The sequence below is a fragment of the Flavobacterium sp. 3HN19-14 genome, from assembly GCF_051373205.1.
GTDB lineage: Bacteria > Bacteroidota > Bacteroidia > Flavobacteriales > Flavobacteriaceae > Flavobacterium.
Genome location: NZ_JBPPZT010000001.1, coordinates 387,129 through 406,606, shown reverse-complemented (window position 1 = coordinate 406,606; position 19,478 = coordinate 387,129). Strand labels below are relative to the sequence as shown.

General features: G+C 40.9%; 18 protein-coding genes, 1 tRNA gene and 4 pseudogenes. 8 read left to right on the top strand and 15 right to left on the bottom strand.

Features of this window, described 5'->3' with window-relative positions; genetic code table 11:
- Window positions 1–25: 25 nt before the first annotated feature.
- The 11 genes and pseudogenes from ACSLFW_RS02095 to serS all read right to left on the bottom strand — a co-directional run bounded on the left by ACSLFW_RS02095 (window position 26) and on the right by serS (window position 9,387).
- A complete protein-coding gene (locus ACSLFW_RS02095; protein WP_436554438.1) occupies window positions 26–289 on the bottom strand; it encodes a DUF2752 domain-containing protein in 264 nt (87 codons plus the stop codon).
- Window positions 264–662: a DUF4234 domain-containing protein gene (locus tag ACSLFW_RS02090; RefSeq protein WP_436554437.1), complete on the bottom strand. Its 399-nt coding sequence runs from the start codon at window positions 660–662 to the stop codon at window positions 264–266. Before ACSLFW_RS02090 ends, ACSLFW_RS02095 begins: the two co-directional genes overlap by 26 nt.
- Window positions 663–738: 76 nt before the next feature.
- On the bottom strand, window positions 739–1,116 hold the full coding sequence (locus ACSLFW_RS02085) for a DUF805 domain-containing protein (protein WP_436554436.1): 378 nt from the start codon (window positions 1,114–1,116) through the stop codon (window positions 739–741).
- 522 nt (window positions 1,117–1,638) lie between these two features.
- Window positions 1,639–2,583 (bottom strand): annotated as a pseudogene (locus ACSLFW_RS02080) (2-hydroxyacid dehydrogenase); the annotation flags it as partial.
- 105 nt (window positions 2,584–2,688) lie between these two features.
- The gene (gene proC, locus ACSLFW_RS02075; protein WP_436554435.1) at window positions 2,689–3,465 is read right to left on the bottom strand and encodes a pyrroline-5-carboxylate reductase; all 777 of its coding nucleotides are present in this window, start codon (window positions 3,463–3,465) and stop codon (window positions 2,689–2,691) included.
- An 11-nt stretch (window positions 3,466–3,476) separates the two neighbouring features.
- A pseudogene (gene mgtE / locus ACSLFW_RS02070) lies at window positions 3,477–4,825 on the bottom strand (magnesium transporter).
- A pseudogene (gene rsmA / locus ACSLFW_RS02065) lies at window positions 4,815–5,593 on the bottom strand (16S rRNA (adenine(1518)-N(6)/adenine(1519)-N(6))-dimethyltransferase RsmA). The pseudogenes mgtE and rsmA overlap by 11 nt, the downstream one beginning before the upstream one ends.
- A gap of 146 nt (window positions 5,594–5,739) precedes the next feature.
- Window positions 5,740–6,063: a DUF4286 family protein gene (locus tag ACSLFW_RS02060; RefSeq protein WP_436554434.1), complete on the bottom strand. Its 324-nt coding sequence runs from the start codon at window positions 6,061–6,063 to the stop codon at window positions 5,740–5,742.
- Between the two features lie 91 nt (window positions 6,064–6,154).
- Window positions 6,155–6,787, bottom strand: coding sequence for a tetratricopeptide repeat protein (locus ACSLFW_RS02055; protein WP_436554433.1), 633 nt, complete (start codon window positions 6,785–6,787; stop codon window positions 6,155–6,157).
- Window positions 6,741–7,772, bottom strand: a complete 1,032-nt coding sequence (locus ACSLFW_RS02050) for a tetratricopeptide repeat protein (RefSeq protein ID WP_436554432.1) — start codon at window positions 7,770–7,772, stop codon at window positions 6,741–6,743. The genes ACSLFW_RS02055 and ACSLFW_RS02050 overlap by 47 nt, the downstream gene beginning before the upstream one ends.
- Window positions 7,773–8,115: 343 nt before the next feature.
- A complete protein-coding gene (serS, locus tag ACSLFW_RS02045; RefSeq protein ID WP_436554431.1) occupies window positions 8,116–9,387 on the bottom strand; it encodes a serine--tRNA ligase in 1,272 nt (423 codons plus the stop codon).
- A gap of 189 nt (window positions 9,388–9,576) precedes the next feature.
- On the opposite strand from serS, the gene ACSLFW_RS02040 reads away from it, so the two are divergent.
- Window positions 9,577–10,095 (top strand): hypothetical protein, encoded by a 519-nt coding sequence (locus ACSLFW_RS02040; protein ID WP_436554430.1) that lies wholly within the window; start codon window positions 9,577–9,579, stop codon window positions 10,093–10,095.
- 33 nt (window positions 10,096–10,128) lie between these two features.
- Window positions 10,129–11,490, top strand: coding sequence for a M1 family aminopeptidase (locus tag ACSLFW_RS02035; RefSeq protein ID WP_436554429.1), 1,362 nt, complete (start codon window positions 10,129–10,131; stop codon window positions 11,488–11,490).
- A gap of 65 nt (window positions 11,491–11,555) precedes the next feature.
- On the opposite strand, the gene ACSLFW_RS02030 is transcribed toward ACSLFW_RS02035, so the two are convergent.
- The 3 genes from ACSLFW_RS02030 to ACSLFW_RS02020 form a co-directional block, all read right to left on the bottom strand.
- Window positions 11,556–12,506: an aldo/keto reductase gene (locus ACSLFW_RS02030; RefSeq protein ID WP_436554428.1), complete on the bottom strand. Its 951-nt coding sequence runs from the start codon at window positions 12,504–12,506 to the stop codon at window positions 11,556–11,558.
- 69 nt (window positions 12,507–12,575) lie between these two features.
- Complete coding sequence (locus ACSLFW_RS02025) at window positions 12,576–12,737, bottom strand: Gfo/Idh/MocA family oxidoreductase (RefSeq protein WP_436554427.1); 162 nt, start codon at window positions 12,735–12,737, stop codon at window positions 12,576–12,578.
- Window positions 12,674–13,621 carry a Gfo/Idh/MocA family protein gene (locus tag ACSLFW_RS02020; protein ID WP_436554426.1) on the bottom strand — a complete coding sequence of 316 codons (948 nt, stop codon included), beginning with the start codon at window positions 13,619–13,621 and terminating at the stop codon, window positions 12,674–12,676. Before ACSLFW_RS02020 ends, ACSLFW_RS02025 begins: the two co-directional genes overlap by 64 nt.
- A gap of 163 nt (window positions 13,622–13,784) precedes the next feature.
- On the opposite strand from ACSLFW_RS02020, the pseudogene rseP reads away from it, so the two are divergent.
- From rseP to ACSLFW_RS01990, 6 genes and pseudogenes are all read left to right on the top strand, one after another.
- Window positions 13,785–15,129 (top strand): annotated as a pseudogene (gene rseP, locus ACSLFW_RS02015) (RIP metalloprotease RseP).
- 87 nt (window positions 15,130–15,216) lie between these two features.
- Window positions 15,217–15,284, top strand: a tRNA-Asn gene (locus ACSLFW_RS02010).
- 90 nt (window positions 15,285–15,374) lie between these two features.
- A complete protein-coding gene (locus ACSLFW_RS02005) occupies window positions 15,375–16,253 on the top strand; it encodes a hypothetical protein (protein ID WP_436554425.1) in 879 nt (292 codons plus the stop codon).
- Between the two features lie 143 nt (window positions 16,254–16,396).
- Window positions 16,397–16,675: a helix-turn-helix domain-containing protein gene (locus ACSLFW_RS02000; protein ID WP_436554424.1), complete on the top strand. Its 279-nt coding sequence runs from the start codon at window positions 16,397–16,399 to the stop codon at window positions 16,673–16,675.
- Entirely contained in the window at window positions 16,672–17,562 is an 891-nt protein-coding gene (locus ACSLFW_RS01995) for a hypothetical protein (protein WP_436554423.1), read from the top strand. Before ACSLFW_RS02000 ends, ACSLFW_RS01995 begins: the two co-directional genes overlap by 4 nt.
- Before the next feature lie 57 nt (window positions 17,563–17,619).
- Window positions 17,620–18,882: a phage integrase SAM-like domain-containing protein gene (locus tag ACSLFW_RS01990; protein WP_436554422.1), complete on the top strand. Its 1,263-nt coding sequence runs from the start codon at window positions 17,620–17,622 to the stop codon at window positions 18,880–18,882.
- A gap of 112 nt (window positions 18,883–18,994) precedes the next feature.
- Here ACSLFW_RS01990 and ACSLFW_RS01985 read toward each other — a convergent pair whose 3' ends face one another.
- Window positions 18,995–19,237 carry a hypothetical protein gene (locus tag ACSLFW_RS01985; protein WP_436554421.1) on the bottom strand — a complete coding sequence of 81 codons (243 nt, stop codon included), beginning with the start codon at window positions 19,235–19,237 and terminating at the stop codon, window positions 18,995–18,997.
- Window positions 19,238–19,478 lie beyond the last annotated feature (241 nt).

Sequence of the window (19,478 nt, the reverse complement as noted above, 5' to 3'; positions counted from 1 at the left end):
ATCACAGAAATCGCGCAAAATACAATCACAAACGGCCCAAAACATGATAATGCAAACTCTTTGACAAATCACCCGAATAAAAATAAACCATCGATTTGGTAATGCCGCAACCCGGGCACGGAAAACCCGTCAGCATCTTAAACGGACATAAAGATTGCGCGGTTTCGAGATGGTTGTCGTGGTTAAAAAGCATCAAAAAAAACGGAACAGCCAGCGTGATTACCGCTCCGGCTATTCCGTAAATTTTGCGTTTTTGTCTGGTATTAATTGTATAATTTGTTGATGTCACCCTGTACAATCATTGCAGCCACCATTGGGAAGAAAAAGCCTAATACGAGTAACAATACCGTGTCGTCTTTTTTAGGATAATTTATCCTTTCGTAGATTCTTGGAAGCCCTTCTTTTCCGACAAGGTAGAAGAAATAAACGTTGATCGGATAACAACAGCCTGCGAAAATAGCAATAGGTTGTGATACGATTTCGCGTCCGGCAACGGAATTCATCACGTCGGCTACTTTAATGTTCCAGTAAATGAGGTAAAGGCCGCAGGTAAGAATGCCCAGAATCAGTACGACAATCGGATCGACTTTAAAATACGGAATATCATTTTTCGGCGGCATAGGCGTATTCCAGCTTTCAGAATTTGAATTGGTGTCAGTCATGGTTTGTTATTGGTTTTAGTTGATGGGATAAATATAAAAAAAATCCTGCACATGGGCAGGATTTGTATTTTTTTGATTAAGCTTCAGGCACTCCGATTTCTTCTACTTCCTGATAATCTCCTTCTGAGAAAAGCAGAAAAAGCAACCAGATGCCGCCGATAACCGGAATCAACTGGATAAAATAGTACCAACCGCTTTTGCCGACATCATGCAGCCTTCGCACCAAAACCGATAAACTCGGGATAAAAACAAAAAGGGCATATACGACATATAAAATCAGGAAAATCAAACCGGCACCGACGCTTTTAATACCGCCGCCAACAGCAAACATCAGCCCGAAAAGGACAATGCAAATTAAAATATTGGCCAAAACGAAGTACCAATACTCACTTCTTCTTGCGCGGCCGCTAAAATTTGCATAGTTGCTGATCGCTAATTTGTAATACTCAATCATAATAATAAATGGTTAGGTTGGTCTTACTCTTATGGATTTTCAGCTACTCCCCTGATTCAATTGTCAAGGAGATAAAAATAGCAAAATAAATGAAACGATGAATTTTCTGTAAATTTATTATTGAAAGACACTGTCAACAGGTTCCCAAAGTTCAATCTTATTGCCTTCAGGATCAAGTATCCAGCCGAATTTTCCGTAATCGAAACTTTGCATTTCACCAACAACTATAACGCCCTCGGCTTTCAATGCCGATAAAAGCGATTCCAGATTATCAACCCGAAAATTCTGCATAAATTGTTTTTCAGAAGGCGCGAAATAATCCGTATCCTCTTTAAAAGGCGACCATTGTGTCATGCAATCATTGCCGTCTTTGTCTTTCCACCAGAAACTGGCACCGTAAGCATCGGTTTTTAATCCGAGATGTTTACCGTACCACGCCACGAGTTCTTTGGGGTTTTTCGATTTGAAGAAAACGCCGCCAATCCCGGTAACGCGTTTTTCTTTGATAGTATTTTCAGGCGTTTCAGAATAAACTGCTTTAATCTTATCGACGATTACCTGCGCGAGTTTTTCATGGCTTTCGAATGTCCAGCCTGCAATGTGGGGTGTAAGCAGTACGTTTTCGGCATTTAATAAATATTGAAATGCTTTCGGCGTTGCTCCGTCGGTAAATAAATTTTCAAACGATAGTTTTTCATATTCAAGAACGTCAAGTCCGGCGCCAAGAACTTTTCCGGATTTTAAGGCATCAACCAAATCATTAGTTAAAACATTTTTCCCGCGGGAAGTATTGATGAGCCAAAATGGTTTTGAAAACGCATTGATAAAATCTGCATTGACCATTTTATCTGTTTCGGGAGTCCATGGGATATGTAAACTCAGCACATCAGATTTTTGCTGTAATTCGGCAAGAGAAACCTGTTTGGCATTCGCATCGCTAACATTTTCAAGGATGTCATAACACAAAACTTCCACATCAAATCCGCGTAGTTTTTTAGCGAAGGATTTTCCCATATTCCCATATCCGATGAGACCGACAGTTTTTCCGTCGAGTTCATGGCCACGGTTTTTTTCGCGGTTCCATTGTCCTGATCTGATTTCGCGGTCTGCTTTATTTAAGTTATTGAAAAGCGAAAGCAGCATCGCCAGCGCATGTTCACCGACGGCATTTCTGTTGCCTTCAGGTGCGGCAATGAGTTCAATGCGCCTTTTGTTGGCGAGATCGACATCGATACTTTCCAATCCGGCACCAACGCGCGCTATGAACTGCAAACCTACGGCATTGTCTAAAAATTTGCGGTCGATTTTAAAGCGGCTTCGGATAATGATGCCTTGGTATTCGTGAATTTTGGCTTCGACTTCTGATTTTGAAGAAGTGAAATCTTCGTGGTTTTCAAAACCGACGTCCTTTAATTGTTGTAATAATAAAGGGTGATTGCTGTCGAGGTGGAGGATTTTTATTGCCATTTCTGTTTTTTTACCGCAAAGGCGCTAAGTTTTTCGTAAAACGTTCAAAGAACAGCTTCGCGAACTTTGCGAAAAACTTTGCGTTCTTTGCGGTTAAATTTAAAGTTATCCCTTAATTTTCTGCAAAGAGGTCTTAATTCCTTTTATCAAAGAAGAACTGAATCCCTGGTGTTCCATTTCATTCAACCCGACGATGGTGCAGCCTTGCGGCGTTGTTACTTTGTCGATTAATTGTTCAGGATGCGTATTTTCTTTCATGACCATCTGCGCAGCGCCCATGACGGTTTGTGCTGCAATTGCCAAAGCTGTCTGCGAGTCAAAGCCGATTTCAATTCCGGCCTGCATCGACGCACGGATGTAACGCAATGCATACGCTGTTCCGCAAGCGCCTAAAACTGTCGCGGCATCCATCAGTTTTTCATCAATCACAGGAACGGTTCCCAAATCGCTGAAAAGCGAAATGACCTTTTGTGCCTCGGTTTTATGTTTTTCCGCGAAAGCGATACAGGTGGCAGATGCGGCAAATTCTGCGGCGATATTCGGCATGATCCTGACGGCAGCATGTTGTTCGCCAATTTTCGCCTGAAGCGCTTCGAGCGTGAGTCCGCTAACGGCTGAAGCAATGATTTTATTGGAAATTGCAGGCAAAATTTCATCCAGAACAGTATCAACCTGATAAGGTTTTACGGTCAAAATAATGATATCAGCCTCCTGAATATTGTGCTTGTTGTCTGAATTGACGGTGATTCCTTTTTGTTCCAGATATTGAATTCCGGAGGTATTGCGCCGCGTCACTGTAATTTTCCTGTCGGCTGCAAATTGCGAAAGTCCCAATGCTATCGCCACGCCGAGATTTCCGCCGCCGATGATGTGTATTTTCATGATAATGGATTTTAAAAGCCTAAAATTAGCCTTGCGATGGCAAAGTACAAAATAATACCGAAAACATCATTTGTCGTGGTGATAAACGGTACGGTTGCGATGGCGGGATCTATTTTTCGTTTATTCAGGAAGAGTGGACCAGCGTTCCCAAAGCCGCCGCAAATAAAATCACGACGATAATTGAAATCGAAATGGCAAATCCGACGAGGTATTCACCATACATAATGGCGTGGTAAATCAGCAGAAAAAGTGAAATAATTGTGCCCGAAATTAAAGCAACGCTTAATTCTTTGCTGATATAATTGCGGTTGAATTCCTTTAAAGTGCCGTTGGCCAACCCCTGAACAACAATCGCCGATGCCTGAACGCCGATATTTCCCGCAGTTGCCGATAATAGCGGCACGAAAATAATCAGTGTTTTGTATTTGTCGAAAGCAGCTTCGTTGTTTTTCAATACAAAAGACGCAACGAGCTCAATGACCATTCCCATCAAAAGCCACGGAAGACGCGCTTTGGTGAGTTCAAGAACGCTGTCGGTCGCTTCAACGTCCTGGGTGATACCCGCGGCGAGTTGGTAATCTTTATCGGCTTCGTCCTTGATTACATCTACGATATCGTCGATGGTGATTCGTCCTACGAGTCTCCCCATTTCATCCACGACCGGAATGGCTTCGAGGTCATATTTCTGCATGATCCGGGCCAGCTTCAACGTCTTCATCATCAACTTTAACGGAATTTAATTCCGGATGTAAATTTCACTGATTTGTGTCTTGGTCGAGGTCGTCAGTAAATCCTTGAGCGAAAGACGTCCCTTCAAACGATCTTCATCATCAACAACATAAATCGAATGTACGCGCGAAATATTTTCAGCCTGGATGCGCATTTCTTTTACGCAGGTCAGGACGCTCCAGTTTTCATTGACTTTCACGAGTTCCTTGTGCATGATTCCGCCAGCGGTATCTTCGTCATAGCGCAATAAATCAACGATGTCTTTGGCGTGCTCGACATCCTGCAATTCAGAAATTACTTCTTCTTTCTTGCTTTGCGAAAGTTCGGCGATGATATCTGCCGCGTCATTGGTTTCGAGTTCATCAAGTTCTTCGGCGATTTCTTTCGGCGTAAGCCTGCGGAGGATATTTTCACGCAAATCTTCGTCAAGTTCGAGAAGGATTTCCGCGGTTTTTTCGCTGTCTAAAACCTTAAAGATATAAGTCGCTTCGTCAAAATCGAGTTCATCAAGGATTTCAGCGATATCGGCATGGTGCATATCGTTGAGCAAAACTTCGAGTTCAACGTCGTTTTTACTTTCGATATACTGCTCGATCTGGCTGATAAATTCCTTGCTGATTTTAAACTCCATCGGCGGCTATTTTTTGAGTAAGTGCGATAAATTCTGAATAATCCAGCTGTTCCGAACGTTTGTCAAAGATAACATCTTCTCTTAAATTATCCGATAAATTTAGCGTTTTTAAACTGTTACGTAAAGTTTTCCTGCGCTGCTGGAAGGCGGTTTTCACGACTGTAAAAAACAATTTTTCGGGACACGGCAATGAAAAATCTGCCTTTCGGCGGAGGCGCAAAACTCCAGATTTTACTTTCGGCGGCGGATTGAAGACGTTTTCATCGACGGTGAATAAATATTCGGCGTCGTAGAATGCCTGCACTAAGACTGACAATATTCCATATGCCTTCGTGCCTTTCTTTTCGCAAATCCTTTCGGCGACTTCTTCTGGAACATGCCCGCAAATTCGGGAATCTGGTTGCGAAAATCAAGCATACGAAAAACAATCTGTGTTGAAATGTTGTAAGGGAAATTACCGATTATGGCGAATTGTTTTCCATCGAAAACTTCATTGATATTGTATTTCAGGAAATCCTGCGAGATGATTTTCCCGTGTAATTTCGGATAATGTGCGTTCAGGTATTCTACAGATTCCGTGTCGATTTCAATGACGTAAGTCGTCGTTGGTTTTTCGAGCAGATATTTTGTAAGGACGCCCATTCCCAGACCGATTTCAAGCACGTCGTCGTAACCTTCGAGATTTAAAGTGTCGGCAATGGCCTGCGCGATGCTTTCATCTTTTAAGAAATGCTGGCCGAGGTGTTTTTTGGCTTTTACGTTGTCCATTTGGATTGTCTTTAGGGATTTTTGGATGGTTAGATTTTAGACTTCTTAGACTTTGCACACAATGGTTTTCGATTTCAAGAATTTCAAATGCTTTTTTTTCGCAAAATCTAAGAAGTCTAAGAATCTAAGTGTCTAAGAAGTCTAAATCATTCCACACTGAAATAATCACTCATCACTTCAAGCTCCGTGCGGAATGCGAGCATCTTATCGGCAAACAACCGAAGGCCTTCTTCACGCAATCTCGGCGCATCTTCTTCGTAATAACGCTCTAAAGTTTCCTTTGAATCTGTGGTGTATTGCACGGCATAAGTGTGTCCGCCCATTTCTTCGTCAACGAGCACTTTTACAAGCCTTGCTGAAGTAAATTTACCCGTTGCCAGAACGTCGTTGATGTGTTTGCCCTGCATCCATTGCAGCCATTTGGTGTGGATTGACTCGTCAATATTGGTGGTTACGTTGTATACGATCATTGATTTCAGATTTCAGATTTCAGATTTCAGATTTCAGATTTCAGCTTGACTGATTCTGATGATTGAAATTTGGTATTTATAAATTGGAATTTTAAAGATTGGTATCGCCGCGCAATTTCCGGTATTGCTGTCGCGCATTGATAAAATAAATACTGTCTTCGTGGGCGAATATGACTTTTTCATACAAAGCCTTGGCTTTTTCAGCATCCTTGAGCTGTTTGTTATAGATTTCCGCAGAAAAATATAGCGCTTCGTCTATGTAAATACCTTCGGCAAATTTGTCGATGATGGTTTGGTATTGCGCTAATGCGGAAGTAAAATCGCCTTGTTTTTCGTAGATTTTACCGAGTCGCAACAACGTCACATCCCGGATTTCGTCGGTTTTATGTTCTTTTAAAACCTGAAGAAATGCTGCCAGTGCATCCGGAATTTTATTCTGGTACAAAAGGTAATCGGCACGCGCGAATTTCTTCAAATCGGTTTGTGTAGAATCTGAAACGGTATTGTCGCTGATTAAAAGGAAATATTCGAGCGCATCATTCGCAATCAGTTGTGTTGAAGCTGATTTCAGTTCTTTGAATTGTTTCTGCGCCCAATCAAAATCGCCTTTGAAATAACTCGTTTTTGCTGATTTCAGACTTGCTTCGTGACCGACTTCGTCATTTTTCAAATCGTCTTCAATCTGAGAATAATAAATCAGTGCCCTGGTTGAATTTTTGCTCAAACAATAAAATATCGGCGAGTTCCATCTTCACATCGGCAGCCTGGTACTTGTTGATGTTGATGTCGAGTGCGGCTTTCAGCATGGTTTTTCCCAATTCCGGATTGTTCATGTTGAAGGTAACGAAATGCGCTTCGAGGATTTGCAGCGGCAGTGAAAACGGGTTGATTCCGAATTGCGCCAATAACGCATCGAGTTCTGTTTTAATCGCCGGAAAATCTTTTTCAGTCGCCTTTTGGATTTTCATCGACATTAAAAAAGTATGCGCGCGGATTTGCAGTTCGGCGTCCTGCGTATTTTCAAGCACATAAGAAAAAATATCCCGTGCGGTTTCATCATCGCCTTCATCCATCGCTAATTGCGCAAGATTAACGATGTTGGCAAATGTTTCGGGATTGCGTTTGTAGATCGCTTTTTCCTGGATGAAAGCCTTTCCGTAATCTTTCTGCTGCACATAAAACCAGCTTAAATATTGGTTCCAGAAGATGTCATGGCTTTTCTGCGAACGCAACAACAATGCTTTTTTGAGTGTCGTGTTGAAAGTCGCTTCGCTTTCTTCGTCTTCGGTCATGAATTTCGCCAGTTGGTTCTGGATCATGATATAGCTCTGCGGGTTTTTGAACGATTCGTCTAAAAACGTGTCAATCATCTTTTCGACATTGCCCAATTGCCCGTAAATAACGCCCATCTGGTAATTGAAATTGTATTTTGGTTCAAGCGATTGCCCGAGTTCATAGGCTTTTAAAGCGTAGTCGGGAATCACCCGTCTTTCAAATGTAGCGGCGATGGAATAAACATTGGCGGGAATTTTCCGGATTTCATCCAAAGACAAATCGTAATATTTTTTAGCCTGCGCTGGATTTTTCTGTAATTGGTAATTGTAACCCAATTCGACAAGAAGATTCGCCTGTTTGAATTTCGCATACTGGTCGTTGAGCAAAGTCTCCGCTTTCTGGAATTGTGAAAGCTGCTGATAACACTCGACCACTTTCTGGAAATAATTGCTGTTCGAAGGCTGTCCCTGAGCAGATCCTCATAACTGATGAGCGCTTTTTCAAAATCGCCTTTGTCGAAATAATTCTGCGCGAGCTGATCGGCCTGGGCGAACGCCGAGACTGACAAAAACAGCAAAATATAGGAAATGAGTAATTTCATTTTGAGTGGAATAACAATGCACTAATATAACAATAAGTTTACCAAATAAGTATGCATTAAAGTTCTTTTAACCATTGCTGATTAAGCATCGTGAAATTTACCGCAAAGGCGCAAAGTTTTACGCAAAGTTCGCGAAGCTTTTCTTTGAAAACTTTGTTTGTTTTGCGGTTAAAATATTAGTTGATGATATCAAAACCGGTATAAGGACGAAGCACTTCCGGGATTACGATGCCTTCCGGCGTTTGATAGTTTTCAAGGATTCCGGCAAGAACGCGCGGCAATGCCAATGAACTTCCGTTAAGTGTATGCGCCAGTTGGTTTTTCCCATCCTTATCGCGGAAACGCAATTTTAGTCGGTTGGATTGGAATGTCTCAAAATTCGATACAGAACTGATCTCCAGCCACCAGTCATGAGCCGTAGAAAATACTTCGAAGTCGTAAGTCATAGCAGATGCAAACCCCATGTCACCGCCGCAAAGGCGTAAGATTCGATATGGCAATTTCAATTCCTGCATTAACATTTTTACGTGCTCGACCATCCCCTCCAAAGCTTCATAAGATTTTTCAGGATGCTCGATGCGTACGATTTCGACTTTATCGAATTGGTGCAGACGATTCAATCCGCGAACGTGTGCGCCGTAAGAACCTGCTTCTCTCCTGAAACAAGGCGTGTAGGCCGTTGCCAAAACCGGCAGTTCATTTTCATTTAAGATAACATCGCGGAATAAATTCGTAACCGGAACTTCGGCAGTCGGAATCAGATATAAATTATCCTGCGCGTCGTGGTACATCTGGCCTTCTTTGTCAGGCAATTGCCCGGTTCCGTAACCTGAGGCTTCGTTGACCAAATGCGGCACCTGGTATTCGTTGTAACCCGCAGCGGTATTTTTGTCAAGGAAATAGGTAATCAGTGCGCGTTGCAATTTAGCGCCTTTTCCTTTATAAACCGGAAATCCTGCACCGGTGATTTTATTGCCGAGTTCGAAATCAATGATGTCATATTTTTTCACGAGTTCCCAATGCGGCTGTGCCCCTTCGTGCAAAACCGGGATTTCGCCTTCCTGGAAAACGTTGAGGTTTTCTTCGGGCGTTTTGCCTTCGGGTACCAAATCGTATGGAAGGTTCGGGATTGTGTACAGCTTATTCGTCAAATCTGTCGCGAAAACGTCGAGTTTTTCAGCGAGTTCTTTGCTGCTTTCTTTCAGGGAAACGGTTTTTTCCTTTAGAATTGCAGCTTTTGCTTTTTCGCCTGACCGCATCAGTTCGCCGATATCTTTCGATAATTTGTTCGATTCGGCTAAAGTATTATCGAGTTCTGCCTGCGTGCTTCTTCGTTTTTCGTCAAGCGAAATGATTTCGGCAATCGAAGCCTGAGCGTCGATATTTCGCTTTGCCAAAGCCTTTACTACTTTTTCCTGGTTCTCTCTGATGAATGCGATTTGTAACATGAGCGGTATATTTTCAACGGATTTTTTCCGATTTTAGTCAGCAAATTTAAGGAAATGTTTTGTATTGCAAGGGCTTTCCGAAGTTTAATTGCCTGCGATTTGCATTTCGCTTAAAGAATTATTAAAAATGCAACCATCACAACCGCAGGCAGGATTTTATCGTATATTTGGGCAAAAATTGTGCATATAATGAAAAATATTTATTCGTTATTTCTTTTATTGATGATTTCCGCATTGCCGGCACAAAATCGTCCTGACGGAATATACAAAATCGCCGAATCTGAAATGAAATCGGCAGCGAAAACGATGACTGTCGTTACGAATGCCAATACGCAAAATTACGACGTTACTTACCACAAACTTGAATTCACGATAGACCCTTACGAATATTTCATCACCGGAAAAGTGACTACGACTTTTACAGCACTTTCTGCAATGACAACGGTAACTTTTGACCTGACCAATAACCTGACGGTTGCATCGGTTACCAAAAACAATGTTGCGCTCACATTTGTTCAGAATAACAACAATGAACTGGTGATTACACTGCCGGGCGGATTGGCCGCCGGAAATTCGGCCACAGTTGTGATTTCCTATTCGGGTGAACCTGACAGCGGACAGGGAGCTTTTACCACAGACGATCACGACGGAACACCGGTTTTATATACGCTTTCAGAACCTTTCGGGCGAGAGATTGGTGGCCTGTAAACAGACCTAAATGATAAAGTTAATAATATCGATGTGTATATCACGGCGCCATCTGAGTACGTCAGCGTTTCCAACGGGAAGCAAATGGAAATCGTGACCAATGCAGACAATACCAAAACCACGCACTGGCAGCACAACCACCCGATTGCTGCTTATCTGATTGCGATAGCGGTGACAGATTACAGCGTTTATACACAGCAGGCAGGAACAGCGCCGAATACATTTCCGATAGTCAATTTCGTATACCCTGAAAACCTGAGCGCCAACATTGAGAATCTCGCGCAGACTTTGCCGATCATGAATTTTTATGAGCAGACTTTTGAGACCTATCCATACGCTGACGAAAAATACGGCCACGCGCAATTCGGATGGAGCGGCGGAATGGAGCATACCACTTGTTCATTTATGTATAATTTTGACCGTGATCTCATCGCCCACGAATTGGCGCACCAATGGTTTGGCGACAAAGTTACCTGTGCGACGTGGAAAGATATCTGGCTTAACGAAGGTTTTGCAACCTATCTTGCGGCAATGATTATTGGTGAATTAGACGGCCCGTCTGATTTCATAGGTTACAAATTCAATATGACCGCTTTCATAACCTCCCAGGAAGATGGCGCCGTATACCTGACCGATCAGCAGGCAACCAGTGTAAGCCGTATTTTTGACAGTCGGCTAAGTTACTATAAAGGTGCAATGGTGCTGAATATGCTGCGTTTTAAAATGGGTGATACAATGTTCTTCCAGGCTTTGAAGAATTACCTTGATGACCCGGCATTGGCTTATGGTTACGCGACGACCGCACAATTAAAAGCACATCTGGAAGCGGTTTACGGACAAAACCTTACAGCGTTTTTTGATGATTGGGTGTACCATCAGGGATATCCTTCCTATAGCATCATCGCCCACAATACTGCGCCAGGCCAGGTACAGTTTACAATCAACCAGACACAATCGCACCCTTCGGTGAGTTTTTTTGAAATGCCGGTCCCGGTAAGGGTTTTTGGCGCAGGAGGCGAGCAGGTAGATTTGGTACTTGATAATACATCTAACGGACAGGTTATCACGAAGGCTGTTCCGTTCGTGGTGACCGATGCTGCTTTCGATCCGAAATGGGATATCATTTCTGCAAACAGTCATGTTGTGCTTGATTTGAAAAATTATGAACTTGAGGCGGTTTCACTCTACCCAAATCCGGCTTCAGACAAGTTACAGCTCAAAGTGCCTGAAAGCGTAACCATTGAAAAGACTACGTTTTTCAACACGTTAGGCCAAACAGTAAAAGAAAGCGATTCGGCTTCAGAATGGAATGTTGCCGATTTGTCTTCGGGGATTTATCTGGTGAATGTTCAGACCAATTTCGGTATGAAGCAGATGAAGTTTATCAAGAAATAAAATTATTAAAATTTCATAAAAAGCTTCCGGTTTTCAAAAAGCCGGAAGCTTTTTAATTTATACAATTACCACGCACTTGCCGCAGTAAGCTGTGCGATTGTATTGGCATCCAAATTCAACTCCGGAGCCGCAATGATGCTGTCGAGTTGCGAAAGGCTGGTCGCACTTACAATTGGCGCAGTAATCGAGGGTCGTTGTATGAGCCACGCCAATGCAACAGCTGCATCTGTAGTGTTGTATTGCTTTGCCGCTTCATCTAAAGCGTCGAGTATCCGGAAGCCTTTTTCATTTAAATATTTTGCTGCTCCGCCGCCACGAACGCTTTTGCCCAAATCTTCCTCGGTGCGGTATTTTCCAGTAAGGAAACCCGCCGCTAAAGAATAATAGGGAATAACGCCAAGTAAGTGGCCCTGACAGACCGGTTCGAGGCCATTTTCATAAATTTCGCGTTCGCATAAATTGTAATGCGGCTGGAATGTCTGGTATTCTGGTAAATTATTCTCGCGGCTTACCGCAAGCGATTCTTTCAACCGGTCGACCGACATATTCGAAGCGCCAATCCAACGGATTTTTCCTGCCTTAATGAGTTGGTTGTAGGCTTCGAGTGTTTCCTGAACCGGTGTGTCAACGTCGTCGAAATGCGTTTGGTACAAATCGAGGTAATCAGTTTGCAAGCGTAAAAGCGAATCTTCTACGGCTTTGAGGATATAATTCTTTTTCAGGCCTTTTTTGCCATCGCCCATATCGGAGCCGACTTTTGTGGTGAGGATGATGTCGTGTCGGTTTTTCTTTTCCTTCATCCATTTGCCGATGATGGTTTCTGATTCGCCGCCCTGGTTGCCTGGTTTCCAACGCGAGTAGACGTCGGCGGTGTCGATGAAATTGAAGCCTGCTTCGGTGAAACCGTTGAGGATTTCGAAGGATTGTTTTTCGTTTAATGTCCAGCCGAAGACGTTGCCGCCGAAGGTGATTGGGTAAACCCGGAGGTCGGAGTCGCCTAGTTGTCTTTTTTGCATGTTGTGTATAATTGGAACGCGGATTTCAGCGGATGATCGCAGGTGGTCGCGGATTTCTTTTGATTGTGGTTACTGATTTATGCTGATGGCTTTCTTTGATTTGCTGCTTTTAATTGCTGCCTCGATGATTTTCATGACGTTGACGCCGTCTTGCGCGGTTACAGGTTCTACTTTATTTTCGGTGATGGATTCGTAGAGTTTTTCAAAGAAATCGCAGTAGCTGCCACGCATCGTCGGAAGGAATTCGCGGATGATCTTGCCTTCGGATTCGGTGTGCAGAAGGCCTTCCTTGCTTCTTGGCTCAGTGCCCAGGTTTTGAGGTTGATGCGTTTGCCGACTTTTAAATCGTCTTCCTGCACATCGCCGCGCGGTTTGAGGAACGAGCCGTTTTTGCCGTGGACGACGAAAGACGGAATCATCTCGCGGACAAAAAATCCGGCTTTCAATCGTACGCGAAGCGTTTCATAATACAACAGAATATCGATGTAATCGTCGACTACAGATTTGTCGCGCGTCGTCCTGATATCCGCGAAGACGGCAACCGGCATTCCGAATAAGAATAACGCCTGGTCTATTAGATGCGGTAGTAAGTCCTTCAGGATTCCGGCACCTTTATTGGCGGTTTCTTTATGGGCTTTCGGACTTAAGCTTGGATTGTAACGGTCAAAATGGAATTCGGCTTCAACAATTTCACCCAGAAGATTTTTCGAGACAACATCTTTTACGGTCTTAAAATCTGAATCCCAACGGCGGTTTTGAAAAACGGCGAGTTTTACGCCTTTCTTTTGTGCGATTTTTTGCAGTTCTTCGGCTTCGGCTACGGTTGCGGTGAATGCTTTTTCAACCAAAGTATGTTTCCCTGCGCGCAATGCTTTTTTGGCGTATTCGAAATGCGTAGCGACCGGCGTATTGACAATAACGAGGTCGATATCATCGTTGAGCAGTTCATCAAAACTGTTGTAGCTTTTGGCTTTCGGATAATCCTGGCGGATGTTTTTGCGCGTTCTTTCCCAGGCGCCTGCGAGTTCAAATCCGGGATGGAATTTGAGAAAAGGCGCGTGAAATACCTTGCCCGACATGCCGTAAGAAAGCAACGCTGTCCTGATTTTCTGCATCGTGATTTGTTTTTGGAACAGTAAATTTAATCCACATCCGCCGAAGTAAAAATTCGTATTTCGATAATTAACAAACATTTAAATGTCGCCGCCATTTTATAGTTCGATAAATAAACAGAAAACCTTACTTTTGTCGGGCATTTAGAAAACAGAAAATCAACAAATGGAAATAGTTATCAAGCTTTCACAGTTTTTACTGAGCTTATCATTACTCATCATATTGCACGAACTCGGGCATTTTATCCGGCCAAATTATTCAAGACGCGCGTAGAGAAATTCTACCTTTTCTTCGATGTAAAATATTCACTGCTGAAAAAGAAAATCGGGGAAACTGAATATGGTATCGGCTGGCTTCCGCTTGGCGGCTACGTTAAGATTTCGGGGATGATCGACGAGAGTATGGATAAGGAACAAATGGCATTGCCGCCGCAACCGTGGGAATTTCGTTCTAAAAAACCTGGCAGCGTTTGATCATTATGCTGGGTGGTGTGACTGTGAATTTTATCCTTGCCTTTGTAATCTATATCGGAATTGCGTTTGCTTATGGCGATTTGTATATCAATAATTCAGATGTAAAGGATGGTATTTGGGTAGCGAATCCTGTGGTGGAAAAAAGCGGACTTCGTACAGGCGATAAGATTGTTGCCGTTGATGGTGTGAAGGCGAAGCAATTCCACGACCTGAACCAGCAAATCCAGATGGGAAAAACTGTTGATGTGGAGCGCAACGGGCAGCCGATGAAAATCGATCTTCCGGTTGATTTTATTGACCAGACTTTAGCCGGTAAAAAGACATCGATTATTGAACTCCGCGTTCCATTTATCGTGACTGGCGTTGAAGAAAAATCACCGAATAAAGATGCTGTCAAAGCGAATGACCAGATTGTAAACTTTAACGGACAGCCCATTCAATATGCAGATCAGTTATTGGAAGCTGTAAAAACGCTGAAAGGAAAAACGGTGCCTGCGATTGTTAAGCGTGACGATAAAGAAATGGCGGTATCATTAAAAGTATCTGACAGTTCGAAAATGGGGATAGGTTATGCGGGTCGTTTGGGTGCGAAAGACATTGAAAAGATGGGGCTTTACAAAGTGACGCACAAAACATACGGTTTCTTTGAATCTTTCCCGATTGGCATTCATCGCGGCGTTGACGAATTGGTGGCTTACGGAAAACAGCTAAAAGTCATATTCACGCCAAAAACAGGCGCGTACAAAGGGGTTGGTGGTTTTTACGCCATTTTCAATGTTTTCCCGAGCAGCTGGAGCTGGGAGGCGTTTTGGAACATTACAGCGATTTTATCGATCATGCTTGGCGTTGTGAACCTTTTGCCGATTCCTGCACTTGATGGCGGCCACGTAATGTTTTTGCTATACGAAATGATCAGCGGCAAGAAACCGAGTGATAAATTTATGGAAAAAGCGCAAATCGTTGGCTTTGTAATACTTATCGCACTTGTACTGTTTGCCAATGGTAACGACATCTTCAAAGCGATTTTCGGAAAATAAAAAAAATCAAATTTTATTCTAAAATATTTGCGGGAATAAAAATTCGCCTTATATTTGCACCGCTTTAAAAGGCAATACGCCTTCCTCCTTAGCTCAGTTGGTTAGAGCATCTGACTGTTAATCAGAGGTGCCCTTGGTTCGAGCCCAAGAGGGGAGCAAACAACGAAAGGGTTTACAGAGATGTAAACCCTTTTTTTATTTGGCGGGTTAAACATAGGTCAAACAAATTCAATATTTGAACTATTATGCTTTATCAAAACTCAACTTCAGTTAAACCTCTTCTCTTCTTTGAGACATTTGTAAAGAAAGTAACCATTGAGAAGTATGAAAATATGTTCTTTAACTCTCCTATCAATCCATCTCAGACATTCAACATAGAGGAAGGCTATATCGAATACTTCAAAGATTTGTATTCAGGAGAAGAAGAAATTAAGCTGACTAGAATATACTTTGTAGATAACCTAAAATCCCTGTTAGATGTCAATTTAAATCTAACACTTAGACTTATTGAAGAAAGGGAATATGAATTAGCCCATCTAAACAGCAAATCTGATGTGTTTATTGAAAGTTTGCTTACGAAACTAAATAAGTTAAAAGAAAATTTACCACTTATAAGTAAATATAATAGTACCGTTGTTGAATCCGTAAACTTCCTAGAAAGTAATCTACTAAGTAAGTTAGGTGTAAAAAGGCATGATAAAAAGCCGATAATATTTAAGTCATCAAAGACTTACTTTGATTTAAAGGAGGAAGTTTTCCCTAAGCATTTAAGAAAGTTATATGCTATGACTGTAAATCTTGAAATTATAGATTACGATTTGGTCACAGAAGAAGATTTTATAAATATATTTTGTGCTTCCTTACTTCCTCTAAATGATATAAAATTTACATTTAGTACGGACAATAGAACTGCAATAACTTACCTAAATACAATCAGACCTTTTTTTAAAGACCTTACCGTTTCCCGAATTGCCAGTAGTAAAACTTTCTACACCAAGCAAAATTCTAAAGTCTTAAATGAAAATGATATTAACAAAGTAAATAGCTATCTAAGGTCAAGTGGAACTGAAAAATATGATTTATTAACTAAATCAATCAAAGCCATATTTCCGAAGGGAATTTAGTCTTACACTTTATATTACACATGCTCTTACACCTCCATTACACTTTTTAGATGGAGGTTTTTTTCTGCCTTTACTTTGCCTCAAATAACGGGATAAAGGCCTTTGTCCATAACCTTAAAATTATGGAATTTATCCAACAAAAATTGGAAAAAATCGAAGCTTTGATGACAGAGCAACGATTATTAAGTAAAGAGTTTTTGACTCTTACTGAAGCTGCGGAGTATTTAGGACAGACAAAATCCAGTCTGTATAAAATGACAAGTAAAAAGACAATCCCTTATTACTGTCCGGGAGGCAAAAACAACTATTTCAGGCGTAGTGAACTTGATATGTGGATGTCAGGCTTTAGAGTTGCCTCTGCATCTGAAATCGGAAACGATGTCGAAAAATATCTAAGTAGATTTAATACTGTGAAGCCATGATTGACTTCATTAGAGCTGTCTATAAAGACAAGAGCAACATAGAGCCATACTTACTGAGACAAGAAAATTTTGACAAAATGTACACCGTCTTGGAACTACATTCAGGAGAAATATCTTATCCCTATAAAACTAATCTGGACATCTTGGATATTATTATTAGAGACAAGACGGTTGATATTAAGAACTCATTGCACAAGTTGTATAACAGTTTAAATGGCGATGAACCACACAACCATAATGATTTCTCATATATTTCTTTGAACAGTACTATTGACTATCTAAATAGCAAGCTTCCTGATTTAAGCATTTCAACATTGACACAGTTGGAATTTGGTTTGAACGTTACACTTCCGAGACCTGCACAGGAAACGATAAGCAATAATATCCTTATGCACAAAACAAGTGTATTTAATCATAATGCAAAATTCAATGGAAAAGGATGCTTGATAAGATTTGACTACACCAATTACTTTATCAAAATCTACGATAAAGCAAAACAATATCACTTAGACACAAATATTTTACAATTCGAAATAAAGCTAATTAGGAAACGAGAGTTTAATGCGCTTGGGATTTATAGCCTCCTTGACTTACAATCAAAAGAAAGGTTAAAGTCCTTATTTAAATATTTACTAGACAGATTTGATGAAATGGTTATTGTAGATGATTTTACTGCAATTGAAATGCCTGAAAAAGACAGATTGAAACTAAGTGAGTTTTTAAACCATAGGTATTGGGAGCAATTATCTAAAAGCTTTAGTAGACAGACAAAGAGAAGGCGTCAAAGTGAATTTAAGTCATTGCTGCATAAGTATGACCTCTTAAAAACTAAAGAGCTGCTAAGGACTGCTTTATTAACCAAGTTTAATTTTTTAATAGAAAACTAATAGTTACAAAATCCACCTATAGCGATTATGGAATTCGTAACAATAAATAACTAGATTATGGCAAGTATAAAAATATTACTTAGAGACAAACCAAACAAAGAAGGGTTATATCCTGTGGTATTGAGGATAATTAAGAATCGAAAAATAAAATTGATAAATCTGAATCTTGATTGTCAGAAAAAGGATTGGGACGAAAGGAATTCTCAATTCAAAAGAAGCTACTCCAATCATGTACAAGGAAACACAGTTCTATCTGCCCAAGATGCAAAAGCACGAAGGATTATTAATGACTTTACTTTAGATGAAATTGATTTTACGTTAAATCAATTTGAAAGCAAGTTCAGAGGTCAAAAAGATAGGGACATAACATTGAAGCAATTCTGGTCAGAGAAAGTTGATGACCTTAACTTGGCAGGTAGAACTGGCAACGCAAGGGCTTATAGAGATACGATGAACTCATTCTTTAAATTTGCTAACAACAACCTTCTTAAATTTCGTGATGTTACTATCGAAACTCTTGACAAATATGAGACTTACTTAAGAGCAACCGGTAGCAGAGATGGTGGTATCGGTGTCCGAATGAGAGCTATTAGAGCATTATTTAATGATGCGATAAAAAAAGGAGTAATAGATGAAAAGTACTATCCGTTTAAAGCATACAAGGTTTCAAAGCTTAAAGGAAAAGGCGTAAAACGGGCACTAACGAGAGATGACGTAACGAAGATTGAAGAACTTGATGAATTAAAATACCCACATTTAGCTGAATCTAAGAAGCTTTTCGTATTTTCATTCTACACGAGAGGGATGAACTTCTATGATATTATGAAGTTGACTTGGGACAACGTGCACGGAGAGTATATCATATACACGCGCTCTAAAACGAAGGTCAACTTTAAAATAGAAATATTACTTCCTGTGCGGAAGATACTTGATGAATACAAGCAAAAGGGTAGTAAAACAAAATATGTTTTCCCTATACTCTTACAGGATGACTTAACACCAATTCAGATTGAAAACAGAAAAGCCAAAAAACTAAAAGCGTTTAATAGTGATTTGAAAAAGATTGCCGAAATTCAGGGTATAGATAGTATCGTCACAAGTTATGTCGCAAGGCATAGCTACGCAACTAACTTGAGGTATTTAGGAGCGTCAACTGATGACATAAGTCAATCAATGGGGCATAGTAATGTTGGTATTACCACAACATACCTTAAGAACTTTGACCAAGAGTACATTGATGTTGTTAATCGAAAGCTGCTTAGAGAACCGATCCAGAGATATCCATATTTTAAGAAAAGCAGCTACATCTATCATAACTGATATAGCTGCATTAATAATTGAAATAGTAACGTACTTGCTTGTTGCTTTTAAAATTCGGCATTAGTTGCTTACCGCGACTAATGCCTTTTTTTATTAATTTTAATTGAGAAAATTATTCGAAAAGGCGGTATTGATATATAAACTTGGGGTGAAATGTCCCTACAATCATAAAAGGATTTTTTGAAACATAATGGTGGAGTGCAGATGTCCCTAAAAAGAAATGCAAGTCTTTTGTTTTTGCAAAGTCTTCAAAATATTTGTATTTGACAGCTTCAATTGCTTTTGCCTCGTTTCCTTCGTGTTGAGCTAAACAGTTCCAATATAGTTGACCAGTTTCCCAATCTTCAATCATCATGGTACTTCGTCTTCCTACTTCATCTTCAAAAACAAAGGAAAATTTGTACGGAAGCTTTTTACCACTTCGAAAGGGTCTTCGGGGTGTTCAAAAAGATTTGTTTGGTCTCTGTTTGCTTTTAACTGAGCAATCTTCTTCTTGTCCCATTCCCTATCAACTTCTACCGCAATGAAATCAATAATTTTCGTAGGCTTGAATACTGCTAAAGAAGTGATAATTTCTTTGTTATGAGCTTCTTGAA